The following is a 13,041-nucleotide window of genomic DNA, read 5'->3' as shown; positions in this document are numbered from 1 at the left end:
CGTTCGGGTCGCACCTGAGGAGTGATGTGATAATTTCATGACATTTTGAGTCCATATTTTCTGGTAAATGCGTGAATTTACCGAAAATCGCCTGATTTACCCCTTGACCTGACCAAAAAATTCCTTGTTATATATAGTTGTTCAGAGGATCCCATAAAAATGTTGGTTTGTTAGTATTTCACCAAATTATCGATGGCTGACTTGAGCATATTGTTGGTATAAAAAATAACTGAAGTGTCGCAAGGGTAGACGGGCAATTTCCATTAAAGTCTGGGAATCAAGAAGGATAAAAACTTTAGTCAGGTCTGACCTAATGGTAAGTTTCATAGCAACCAAAACTTTTTTTAATTAGGTGCGCTTTCCGTAATGGCGTTCGCGTAGCGTGACCTACGGTCAAGGGATTGCTCGCCATCACGGGTCGCACCTCAAGATTGACATCAGTAATCTATCAGGCAACCTAACAACGTATAGAACATAAATCATGGCAAAAGAAGGAACTCCCCTAGAAGAAATGACTCTACGGCAATTACGTAGAGTCGCGAGTGAATATGGTATATCTCGATACAGTAGAATGCGGAAAGCACGCTTATTGGCGGAAATTCAAGCAATAGAACGTCACAAAAGGTCTACCACTCCATCGCCGATAATTGAGGCACAACCGAATGTGGAATCAACCAAGTTTGAATTAGCTCAAGAAGAGCCGACTAGTGATACTCTAGTTTCTGTTGATGAGGGATTAGCAGAGCTACCAGAAGGTTATGGTGAAAGCCGGATTGTCCTAATGCCTCGTGATCCACATTGGTCTTATGCCTATTGGGATATTCCCTATGAACATAAACAAGAACTGCGCTCTCATGGAGGTCAACAACTCGCTCTAAGGCTCTATGATGTTACCGCAATCAAACTGGATTATCAAAGTCCCCATAGTATCCAAGAATATCCCTGTGATGAGCTAGCGCGAGAATGGTATCTACCCATGCCAGTTAGCGATCGCGATTATTTAGTTGAGATTGGTTATCGCTGTGAAGATGGTCAATGGCTAGTTCTGGCTCGTTCAGCACCTATCCATGCCCCCCCAGCCTATCCCTCTAAATGGATGGAAGACCAATTCGTCACGGTCAACTGGGATGATAATCTACAGGGTAAGACTGTCCTAAAACTTGTGCCGCCTAGCCAGACAGCTAATGGGAGTAGCTCGGAAATTCCTGATCGACCTATCTATGGGGAAATCTTTGGCATGACTCAATCTGTGGAAGCTGAGGGAGTAGCTGGTTCTCTTTATAGTTCTATGCAGCAACTACCAAGGTCAGTAATAAGTTCCAATGCTTTCCCTTCGGGTATTGGTAAGTGGGTTTCTCCAAACATGTCGGGAGCTGGTTTCAATGCTTCTGCTCCCCCCGCTCGTTCTCCGGAATTGTCCTTAGTCGTAGATGCTGAGCTAATTATCCATGGTACCACTGATCCTCGTGCTTCCCTTACTATTGATGGACGTCCGATTAAGATTAACCCAGACGGTACCTTCAGCTTCCAGATGTCTTTCCAGGATGGTGTGATTGACTACCCAATCATGGCAGTGTCAGTGGATGGCAAGGAAACTCGCTCAATCCATATGAAGTTAATCCGCGAGAAGCCATCATGCCATACTGATATCGTGTTCAGTTGAAGAAAATTTGTGAGTGCAGTCCCCACCCATAATTTACACCTATACTTTATAAGTTGGGTGGGGTCAGCCAAACCAGCTTTTACCGAAGCGAAGCGTCAGCTTCTATGGTACGATACCATTAGCAGTTCAACGACTCAGGGTTGATGAGGTTAGTAGACAGTAGGCAAAAGTATCACAAAGCTTGCCAAAACCTCAAGTAATTTGCTATACTTTAACTATGAAATTAGTGCCATGACCTTGTCTCACAATTAAATAAATTTCCCGAAAACCAAGGGTTTTGTAGTGACATTGGATCTGGTTGACGCACTTTTATGATGGCGCACGAGGAATATTTCTTCGTGCTTTGGGAGATACCCCCTGGCTGAGCAATCAGCTTGCATTGGCGGGCTAAAGTTTCTCTTGGTAGACTTTGGTAGCTAAAAAGTATCGGTTCTGAATCTCCTTGTATTTATGGGTTCGATAAAGTCAAACATAAATATGCTATAATCTCAAAGTTTTATAGTTACCAGGATCAGTTGTAGCTTTTGATACCAATAATCTAATAGTTAGTATAGCTAGATACTAACTATTTGTATATAGTTCAAGAAGCAGCATTGACCTATAATAACCTGAGAATTCACACTTCATACTTCTAAGGAGTTCCCCCGACACTAGCCGGGGGATTTTTTTGCCAAGAGTCAATAGGTGCGCTTGACCCATTAAGAATTAAATTCGCCACGGGTCGCACCTGAGGGAGTGACAAGCAGGATAAAAACTAGACCGGGTGTGGGTTGTGGACTGAAAGGATTTGGGGAAAATAGGAGTCAGTTCCCTGGTTCTAGTCACGCCAAGAATTTGACAAAACTTGCCTTTTCCCATCCCTCTTAAGCCGCGAAGCTCAAACTAGTTAGGTGTGCTTTCCGCATCTAATTATTAAATTCGCCACGGGTCGCACCTCAAGTGTGATTAATTGGTTATGATCGCAAGTGGTTTGAAGAGAATAACAACTCATCTCAAGTCTGCTTGATACCAAGTTGCGGTCAAACGTACAACTTTCTCTTCCGCCAATTTCCCCATCTCCCCATCTCCCTATCTCCCTATCTCCCTATCTCCCTATCTCCCTATCTCCCTATCCAACCAATCTACTATCTTTGAATGCAACTCGGTATGAATACCCACGGGCTAGACTGACACCGGAAAACCCACCACACGGTCAGACAGGGTAGAGATTTTGATTATGGGTAATTAAACGAATTTGATATAAGCTATAACTGCGAGAGACGATGGTGATAGTTTTTTGTAATTTTTGAACTAATCAGGGTTAGGCTTTTTAGTGGCGTTTACGTTTGGACCATTCGTTGTCACCCAAAATCCCTAGATATCCGGCTCTTCCGTTTTGAGTATGCTAAATTATCACAAACCCAATCTAAACTGTTGATACAATAAGGAGGTTGTGGGTTTAGCTAAAATTTTATAGTAAAAAATAATTATCAAAACCTTAAAGCTATACATGATAGTAATTTGAGTTCATCAAAGCTAACAGTTTAGCATAACAGGTACGGAAGAGCCAGATATCCCCACCCAAGGAGAATAAAAAACCCGATGCGCTCGAAGATCGGATTGCTTTGGCATCAGATGTTAATTAAAATTGTGCTTATAAAGTATTTATTAAAGAAATTAATATCAAATAAAAATAAATTTACACCGTTGTATTTAATAATTGCCTGGACCAGTTGTAATGATGCCCTAGCAGTAACCCTAACTTCTTTGCCAAGCAATCATAGATCTCTAAGAGCAAGTAACCTTCTGCTTAAGCAGCAGGAGAATAAAACTGCTCAGGAGTCAGTAAAATTGGTTGATGGAAATTATCAAAATCAGATAGGTGAACTATTAGCGCCCATACTATCAGATTCAGAAGGACCAGTTCTACTAGAGACTAAACCCAATACACCTGCTAGACTAACTGCTTTTGACTCTAAAACCATTCAAGTTGATAAAATCGAAGTCATTGGCAGCACCATCTTTTCACCAGAGCAGTTTCAGCAGATCATACAACCCTATCTAGGACGCTCCCTGACTATTGAACAACTAAGAGAAGTCGCGGATGATATTACCACCTTTTACCTCAAGCAGGGCTATATTAACACTAGAGCAATTCTTCTTGCCGATCAAACAATTGACATTACCAAGGGCATTGTTACAATTCGTGTCATAGAAGGGGGTATAGAAAAGATCGAAGTTGAAGGAACACGCCGCCTCAATCCCAACTATATCCGCAGCCGTGTCCAGTTGGGGACTGGAACACCATTCAATACTACTGATTTGGAAAACCAATTACGATTGTTACGGCTTGACCCAAAGTTGGACAGCATAGAAGCCAGCCTGCGCAAAGGAACAAAAGTGGGACAGAGCATTCTGATTGTTCGTGTTGTGGAAGCTAATCCGTTTGAAGGAAGTGTAGGGGTTGATAACTACTCACCTCCTAGTATTGGTTCTGAACGAATGAGCTTTAATGTTCGCCATCTCAACCTAACTGGCAATGGGGATGAAATTTCCTTCACTTATCGTCGTTCGACCACTGGCGGGTCTAATATTTTTGATTTTGGCTATCGCTTTCCCCTCAATCCCCGCAATGGTACCTTAGAACTGCGAACAGTGATCGACCGTAATCGGGTGACTCAAGCACCATTCAATGTTTTTGATATTGAGGGAGAATCTGAGCTGTATGAAATTCGATTTCGTCAGCCGTTGTACCGTACACCTCGGGAAGAATTTGCTCTGTCTCTAGGGTTCAGTTATAGAGATGGTCAGACTTTTTTGGGTGATGAGCCTCTTGGGTTTGGCTTTGGTCCAGATCAAGATGGCTCGACTACCCTGAGCGTGATTAAGTTTGAACAAGAGTATCTACGTCGGGATTTGGAGGGAACTTGGTTTTTGCGATCGCTTTTGAGTCTGGGAACTGGCTGGTTTGATGCCACTATCAACCCCGATCCTATACCTGATGGACGCTTTTTTCGCTGGCTAGGCCAAGTACAGCGGTTGCAGATTCTCTCAGAGGATAATTTCTTAATTATGGGAACCGAGGTTCAGCTTACCCCCAATAGCCTATTGCCTCCCCAACAATTTTTGCTTGGCGGTGGTCAATCCCTGAGGGGCTACCGTCAAAATATTAGAGCAGGGGACAATGGATTACGATTCTCTATTGAAGACCGTATCACTTTACATCGAGATGTAGACGATCACCCCACATTACAACTAATTCCGTTTTTCGACATGGGTTATGTCTGGAATAACCCTGACAATCCTAATACGTTACCGTCACAACGGTTTTTAGCGGGTATTGGCTTAGGGCTAATTGTGCAGCCAGTGACAGGGCTTAATCTGCGACTTGACTATGGCATTCCTCTGGTTGATTTGGATGATCGCAGTAACAATGCCCAGGATGAGGGCTTCTACTTTAATGTTCGCTATCAATACTAAACTATTTCAACTCTGACGATTACGGTGAATGGGCAACCGTGAGCGTCAACAGTCAATAAAACTTGATCAAATACTGACTAAATTACTAGGATTAGCGCCAACTGCCTATCTTTAGAATACAGACTTTGAATAGAAGAACAGATGTTCACTTCCTACATCGGGTGCTATGTTGCTGCGCTAGATTCGATTATAGTCTTGGTTTCCAAACTCCCTAGGAAATTTTTATGATCGAATGAATATCATCTAAAAGCAAACATTCCCGGTGAATCCATTGACCCATTCTAATTTATTGCCTGACCCGTTAAAAGCGTGGTACACCCAATCTGTCGAAAATTCTCTAGCAGAATCCGGCTGTGACCCTCAAGCCGGTTTGACCTCTCAACAGGTATCACAGCGGTTGGAATACTATGGCTTAAATGAGCTAGAGGAAAAAGCAAAGCGCAGTTCCTGGGCAATGTTCCTTGATCAATTCAAGGACATCATGCTGCTGATGCTGATTGCAGTAGCGATAGTTTCCGGGATTTTAGATCTGATCAATCTGCAACAAGCCTCAGAAAAGGCGAGTGAATTCCCCTTCAAAGATACGATTGCTATCCTCTCAATCGTGATTCTCAATGGCATCCTCGGGTATCTCCAAGAAAGCCGTGCTGAAAAAGCCCTAGCAGCCCTGAAAAGTATGGCATCCCCTAAGGTACGAGTGCTGCGGGATGGTCGTACCTTAGAGGTAGATAGTCAACAGCTTGTACCAGGGGACATCATGTTGCTGGAAGCTGGGGTACAAGTTGGAGCAGATGGTAGGCTAATCAAGGCATCGAATTTGCAGGTCAGAGAATCTGCACTGACTGGGGAAGCTAATGCTGTCAATAAAACCGTAGAGGTGGAGCTATCGGAAGATACTCCCATAGGCGATCGCATTAATTTAGTTTTTCAGGGAACTGAAGTTGTCCAAGGCAGAGGTAAAGTCCTAGTTACTGGTACTGGGATGAATACGGAACTGGGTAAAATTGCCCAGATGCTACAAGGGGTGGAAAGTGAACCGACACCTCTGCAACAGCGCATGTCTCAGCTGGGAAAAGTCTTGGTAACCGGTTCGCTGTTGCTAGTAGCACTAGTAATTATCATTGGCTTGGGCGTAAGCGGTTGGGACTTGAGTGTGTTCCAACAACTGGTAGAAGTTTCTTTAAGTATGGCAGTTGCTGTAGTTCCAGAAGGCTTGCCAGCGGTGGTGACTGTTACCTTAGCCCTAGGAACCCAGAGAATGGTACGCCGTCATGCTCTAATTCGCAAACTACCAGCAGTGGAAACCTTAGGAAGTGTGACTACCATTTGTTCTGATAAAACTGGTACCCTGACCCAAAACAAAATGGTTGTGCAACGGGTGGATACCCTCAACACTAGTATTCAGGTGACTGGGAATGGTTATGAACCTGTAGGGGAATTTCTCCTAGACAATCAGCCCATTACTACAGAACAGTATCCTGAACTCGAACCCCTACTTCTAGCTTGTGCTCTGTGTAATGATGCCATCTTGCAGTATGAACAGGGGGAGTGGAAGATTTTAGGAGACCCCACAGAAGGAGCATTAATTGCTCTGGCTGGTAAAGGGGGTGTAGATAAGGAACCCCTGAGTCAACAGTATTCTCGTGTGGATGAAATTCCCTTTTCCTCTGAGCGCAAGCGTATGAGTGTGATTTGTCAGTGGGATAGTTCTCCAGATAACTGTGAACCTGCTAACCTAGCCTACTCGAACCCCAAAGGCGAACAACCTTGGCCTTTCGGCCACGCTACGCGAACAACCGAGAACCCACAACTGACCGGTTACATGATGTTGACCAAAGGGTCTCCAGAATTGGTGTTAGAGCATTGTACTTCATCAGTACATAATGATGACTTAGCAGGAGGAACTCTAGGGTGTCAACCCTTGACAGAAGACCAGCGGCAACAGATTTTGGAACAGAATAACCAAATGGCAGGGGCTGGTTTGCGAGTCCTAGGTTTTGCCTATAAATCCCTAGATAGCTTATCAGCTCCAGAAGCAGACCATGAAACCTTAGAGCAAGGGTTGGTGTGGTTGGGGTTAGTGGGAATGTTGGATGCTCCACGGCCAGAGGTACGAGAAGCAGTTCAGCGGTGCCGGAATGCTGGAATTCGTCCGATTATGATTACCGGAGACCATAAACTTACCGCTAGAGCGATTGCCCAGGATTTGGGAATTGCCAATCACACTGATCAGGTACTGACTGGTCAGCAGTTACAAAAGCTCTCCCAACTCGATCTAGAGGGACAGGTAGACCAAGTCAGCATTTATGCTCGTGTTGCTCCTGAACACAAACTCAGAATCGTTCAGGCACTCCAGGGTCGGGGTAAATTTGTTGCGATGACGGGAGATGGAGTGAATGATGCACCCGCTCTCAAGCAAGCTGACATTGGTATTGCTATGGGAATTACCGGAACCGATGTCAGTAAAGAAGCCAGCGATATGGTGCTTTTAGATGACAACTTTGCCACCATTGTTGCTGCCACAGAAGAAGGTCGGACAGTATATGACAATATTCGCCGCTTTATTAGATACATCCTGGGCAGTAACATCGGTGAGGTATTGACTATTGCCGCAGCCCCGATCATGGGATTACCAGATGTTCCCCTCACACCCTTACAAATTCTCTGGATGAACCTAGTCACTGATGGTTTACCCGCTCTTGCCCTAGCTGTGGAACCAGCAGAACCCGATGTGATGAAGCGATCGCCTTTTAGTCCTCGGGAAAGTATTTTTGCCAGAGGGTTGGGGTCTTATATGGTGCGCATTGGTATTGTTTTTGCCATTTTCAACATTACCTTAATGGCAATCGCCTACGGATACTTCCCTCACTGGAAGACAATGGTATTTACTACCCTATGTATTGCTCAAATGGGCCACGCCCTCGCAGTCCGCTCCAACAAACGCATTACTCTGGAATTAAACCCATTATCTAACCCTTATTTGCTGTTGGCAGTTACTGTGACTACTCTCTTACAGCTGCTACTGGTTTATGTACCCTTTTTGCAAGACTTCTTTGGCACTGAGCCTCTGACTATGATGGAATTTGCTGTCTGTCTTGGCTTTAGTACGTCACTGTTTGTTTGGGTTGAGCTGGAGAAATTATTTATTCGTTGGTATAGCAAGGGAAAAGTTCAAGGTTAGTCGGTTGGGAGGTTGGGAGGTTGAAGGTTGAACGCGAACGCGTGGCCAAAGGCCAAGGTTGGGAGGTTGAAGGTTGGGAGGTTGAAGGTTGGGAGGTTGAAGGTTGAACGCGAACGCGTGGCCAAAGGCCAAGGTTGAAGGTTGAACGCGAACGCGTGGCCAAAGGCCAAGGTTGAAGGTTGAACGCGAACGCGTGGCCAAAGGCCAAGGTTGAAGGTTGAACGCGAACGCGTGGCCAAAGGCCAAGGTTGGGAGGTTGAACGCGAACGCGTGGCCAAAGGCCAAGGTTGAAGGTTGAACGCGAACGCGTGGCCAAAGGCCAAGGTTGGGAGGTTGAACGCGAACGCGTGGCCAAAGGCCAAGGTTGGGAGGTTGAAGGTTGCTGGTTGAAGGTTGCAGATTGAAAGTGAAATATTAAACGGTTAGAGATTTTTTTAGTTGATATCAGACTTCTCATCTTAAGGCTGTTAACCTATTCACCTAGAACCTGCTAACCTAGAACCTGCTCACTTTCAACCAGCTAACCAACCCTACAAGAGATGCCTTGGGCAAACAACCTCTTAACCTTTAACCTCTTAACCTTTAACCTCTTAACCTTGGCCTTTGGCCACGCGTTCGCGTTCAACCTCTTAACCTTGGCCTTTGGCCACGCGTTCGCGTTCAACCTCTTAACCTTCAACCTCTTAACCTTCAACCTCTTAACCTTCAACCTCTTAACCTTCAACCTCTTAACCTTCAACCTACTAACCTTGGCCTTTGGCCACGCGTTCGCGTTCAACCTTCAACCTGCTAACCCCCAACCTGTAACCTTCATTGGATGTACCTTAAGAGCCTACACCTGCGACAGTTTCGTAACTACAGGGATTGCCTGGTTAACTTCGATGCTCCCAAGACAATTTTACTGGGTAATAATGCTCAGGGGAAATCGAATCTACTAGAGGCAGTAGAGTTGCTCTCTACCCTAAAGAGTCATCGGTCAGCACGCGATCGCGAATTGGTCTTAGAAACTACTCCCATTGCGGAGATTCGGGCTACTCTAGAACGAACCTATGGTTCAGTAGAACTAGGATTAACCTTGCGCACTCAAGGACGACGTACTGTTGCTCTCAATCAAGAATCCTTACGTCGGCAGTTGGACTTTTTAGGTATTCTCAATGCGGTACAGTTTTCTAGCCTGGATTTGGAACTGGTGCGAGGAGCACCAGAACGGCGTCGCGCCTGGCTCGATTCGATTCTGACTCAGCTCGAACCAATTTATGCCTACATTTTGCAGCAATATAACCAGGTATTGCGACAGCGCAATGCTTTGCTCAAAAAAATCCGTAAACTTCAACAAGAAGGGGAAGTTGATGCATCGGTATCCAACCAGTACAATGCCGAGCTAGGGTTGTGGGATGCCCAACTGGCTACTGCTGGCTCACGAGTCACCCGCCGTCGAGAGAGAATGCTAAAACGGTTAGCTCCTTTAGCACAAGCATGGCACGCTAGTATTAGTGGCAAGACAGAGGTATTGGATATTACCTATGCCCCTAATGTCAGTCTTTCCAAAGATGACCCCGATCTAGTCAAGCAGGCTTTTCTAGAGAAAATCCAACAGTACTCTATTCCTGAATTTCATCAAGGGAGAACCCTAGTCGGTCCTCATCGGGATGAAGTACAGTTTACCATTAATCAGACTCCAGCCAAGTCCTATGGTTCTCAGGGTCAACAGCGAACGTTGGTATTAGCGCTTAAGTTAGCTGAATTGAAGCTGATTGAAGAGGTGGTGGGAGAGCCACCTCTGTTGTTACTAGATGATGTATTAGCTGAACTAGACCTGAATCGGCAAAATTTATTGTTGGATGCTATTCAGGATCGGTTTCAGACTTTGATTACTACTACTCACTTGGGAGCTTTTGATTCCCAATGGCTGAATTCGTCTCAGATTCTTTCAGTGCAAGCAGGACAGATTAAAAGGTTGGAAGCTTGATGGTTGATGGTTGATGGTTGCTCGGGAAAACTGCTTTTACACTTTGTTATTAAGCGTTGCAGCAACGCCAGAAATTTTGTAGTTCAAAGGGTTGCCAGATTTTTTTCTAGCAACAAATACAGTATCCAAGTTTTTCTAATAGGATAGCTTGTATTGATTGACTGATAATGCTTCTGGAGATTGGCTTCCCAGAGAGTGACAAAAGAGGGATAGTATAGCGTTTCTAGGACTCATGATCGACAAAGGGATCCCCCTAAATCCCCCTTAAAAAGGGGGACTTTGAGGTTGAGCAGTGTACCTCATAGATGAAATAAACGCTAGAGCTTAATTTTGCTCATTAACCTACTTTTGTTCCTCTGTTTTTGGAGCTACCATAACTGATGCTCTTTCATATACTCTATCTTCAACAAGATAAGCTGGAAATATCGTTAGTTCTATGGTTCCTTCTTCCTCTCCGAGAATATCTTCGTGTTTTTCTTTGTCGAAGGGAGTACCTTGATCATATATTTCTAATCGTCCAGGGGAATCGGCAATTGTAATATTGTGTACTAACTTAAGACCTTGTTTGATTAATTTATCAACTTCTTCATCAATTTTAGAAAAGTCAGGTGATTGCTGATTCAACGTTTTTTTCAATGTAGAGTAAATGTCTTCTCGTACCTGATCAGTAACTTCTTGTTTAATATTTCCTTCAGAGTCTAAAGGAGTCTTGGTATCATCTTTATTTTGCACCAATTTTAGTATTTCTTTGACAAGCTCTTTTACTTTAGCACTTGAATCAGCAGATTGCTCTGTCAAATTTACTCCTTCAACATCTGATAAAGCTTGAATGACTTTTTGTGTTACTTGCGTTAATTTTTCCTCATCTTTATCACTCCTAAATAATTTCAAACCTTCATAAAGTATTTTTTGAGAGAGGATCGATTGTATTTTTGATACTTCTTGTCTACGATTATTTTTTAACGATGAATCAAATTCGGCTAAAAAGTTAAAAATAGTCTTGCTTACAGGATGAAAAGTTTGACTTTTTTGTGTTTTGTATTGTTGAAAAATTTCATCATTACGAGGATTTTCACTAGATAAATTGACTGTTTTAGTCTTATCTCTCAATTTTTTACCCGCTATACTTAGTAATTTTGCTCTATCTTCTTCAAGTCTCTTCACTTGACTGTCCAAATCATCTACTTTATTTTTTAATGTATCGCGTTCGCTGGTTAGGCTTGTTATTCTCTTTTCAAGAGATGCGTTTTCATGAACAGCTTGTTGTAATTGTTGAGAAATATTGTCTCTAGCTTGAGCTTTACTTGATGCTTGTGCTTTTTTTATATATTCTTCAAATTCTTCAATAATTTGAACTATTTTAGAGAAAATACCTTTTATTGATGAGATTTCTTTTTCTCCTAATAAATAGTTTTGATCGTTAAAAATCTTTATTATTTTTATAACTGTTTTTACGTCATCTTTTATCTCTTGTATATTTTTATAGTCTTTTTCAACCCCTATTAGTTTATCAAAGCATTTTTGAATTCCTTCTAAATAATTATCATCTCTTGGTATTTGAACTCCTTGAGATTGAAAGTCTTGAGGATTTTCTATTTGATTGTGATCTTGATTATTCATGATTTAATCTCCTATTAAGTCTGGGGAATAAGTCGATAAAAAGCGAAGAGTAGTAGAGCACTGGTTTCCTGATGTTTTATCTTTGGCTGAAACTTTTATCTCTGTTTTTCCAAAATACATGGTAACTTCTATTTCACGATCCAAACCACCTGTTTTATCTGGCATTTCAACCTCCATTTCGCCTAGTGTAACAAAACCAGGTTGATCTATATAACGAATATCTTCTGGGTTGTTCTTCGTTGTGGCATAAAAATTAAATGCTACCTTTGTTTGATCAGGATAAGTGGGGTAAAAAGTGTGTCTTACTGGCTCATCTACCTCCACACTCTCTCCTGCCAGGACAAACATACAAAAACAGTCTCGGCAATAATACTCTTGCTTGTATTCGTGATAGTATCTTTTATTTTTTGGATCTTTATCAGAGATAAAAGATCTATGTACATCACACCCGTAAGTCAAGCGAGAGCGACGAGAACGAATAATCGAAGGATCTAGCCCAAACGACACAGCACCTTTTACCACAGCCTCACCTGGTCTAGCAGGAATAATAATCTTATTTTTAACTCTTTTCTCAAATTTCTGTTTAATCCATTTTTGTAGAAGAGGAGACTGAGAAAAACCTCCCACTAAATACATCAAATCACATTGGCGATTTTCCAGTTCAAGGTTTTTAAACTGTTCTTCTACCTTTTCGATCACACCTTCTAAAGTTGGACGAAAAATATCAAGCATGGTTTGGGAGTTAAGAGAGATAGAATCATCATCCCCATTTTGCTCATCAGCTAATTTTTCTAAAATATCGGTAAAGCTTTTCAGTAGTATTTTGTATAATTTAGGTCGAATAGGAAAATAAACAATTTTATTAATATCATCTGGGTCGAAATCACATTTTATACGTTCCCATTCTGCCATTGATTCTAAATAATCAACAGGTTCTTTTTCATAGTATTCCCATATAGCATGAGATGATAGTTTCCTTTCTAAATAGTCTCTAAACGTCTGGTCAATATAAGTTGAACCAAGGTAAAGGCTTCAGAATAGGGACGCAGTCTCGCTAATTCTTGCTTAACCCAATCGCGATCAAAAACACTGCCATAAATCCGGTTGTTAACTTTTAAATACCCATCCCGCTCCACTACCAACCCCGAT

General features: G+C 42.7%; 9 protein-coding genes. 5 read left to right on the top strand and 4 right to left on the bottom strand.

The features are described 5' to 3' along the window. Window positions 1–481 precede the first annotated feature (481 nt). From F6J94_RS00045 to F6J94_RS00030, 4 genes are all read left to right on the top strand, one after another. Complete coding sequence (locus F6J94_RS00045; protein ID WP_293035640.1) at window positions 482–1,663, top strand: DUF4912 domain-containing protein; 1,182 nt, start codon at window positions 482–484, stop codon at window positions 1,661–1,663. 1,013 nt (window positions 1,664–2,676) lie between these two features. Continuing rightward, window positions 2,677–2,868, top strand: a complete 192-nt coding sequence (locus F6J94_RS00040; RefSeq protein ID WP_293035637.1) for a hypothetical protein — start codon at window positions 2,677–2,679, stop codon at window positions 2,866–2,868. A 481-nt stretch (window positions 2,869–3,349) separates the two neighbouring features. After that, window positions 3,350–5,122 (top strand): ShlB/FhaC/HecB family hemolysin secretion/activation protein, encoded by a 1,773-nt coding sequence (locus tag F6J94_RS00035; protein ID WP_293035634.1) that lies wholly within the window; start codon window positions 3,350–3,352, stop codon window positions 5,120–5,122. Between the two features lie 262 nt (window positions 5,123–5,384). Beyond that, on the top strand, window positions 5,385–8,303 hold the full coding sequence (locus F6J94_RS00030) for a cation-translocating P-type ATPase (protein ID WP_293035631.1): 2,919 nt from the start codon (window positions 5,385–5,387) through the stop codon (window positions 8,301–8,303). Here F6J94_RS00030 and F6J94_RS00025 read toward each other — a convergent pair. After that, a complete protein-coding gene (locus F6J94_RS00025; RefSeq protein WP_293035628.1) occupies window positions 8,266–8,760 on the bottom strand; it encodes a hypothetical protein in 495 nt (164 codons plus the stop codon). The two genes, F6J94_RS00030 and F6J94_RS00025, sit on opposite strands and share 38 nt — an antisense overlap. Window positions 8,761–8,823: 63 nt before the next feature. Beyond that, window positions 8,824–9,081, bottom strand: a complete 258-nt coding sequence (locus F6J94_RS00020) for a hypothetical protein (RefSeq protein WP_293035626.1) — start codon at window positions 9,079–9,081, stop codon at window positions 8,824–8,826. A gap of 39 nt (window positions 9,082–9,120) precedes the next feature. Between F6J94_RS00020 and recF the strand changes: the two genes are divergently transcribed. Further along, the gene (gene recF, locus F6J94_RS00015) at window positions 9,121–10,272 is read left to right on the top strand and encodes a DNA replication/repair protein RecF (protein ID WP_293035623.1); all 1,152 of its coding nucleotides are present in this window, start codon (window positions 9,121–9,123) and stop codon (window positions 10,270–10,272) included. Between the two features lie 342 nt (window positions 10,273–10,614). On the opposite strand, the gene F6J94_RS00010 is transcribed toward recF, so the two are convergent. After that, entirely contained in the window at window positions 10,615–11,892 is a 1,278-nt protein-coding gene (locus tag F6J94_RS00010; protein WP_293035620.1) for a hypothetical protein, read from the bottom strand. A 3-nt stretch (window positions 11,893–11,895) separates the two neighbouring features. Continuing rightward, window positions 11,896–12,804: an Hsp70 family protein gene (locus F6J94_RS00005; protein WP_293035617.1), complete on the bottom strand. Its 909-nt coding sequence runs from the start codon at window positions 12,802–12,804 to the stop codon at window positions 11,896–11,898. Between the last annotated feature and the right edge of the window lie 237 nt (window positions 12,805–13,041).

It is taken from the genome of Moorena sp. SIO1F2 (assembly GCF_010672755.1).
Taxonomy (GTDB): Bacteria; Cyanobacteriota; Cyanobacteriia; order Cyanobacteriales; family Coleofasciculaceae; genus Moorena.
The sequence above is the reverse complement of the archived record's forward strand: the minus strand, read 5'-3'. Positions and strand labels throughout refer to the sequence as shown.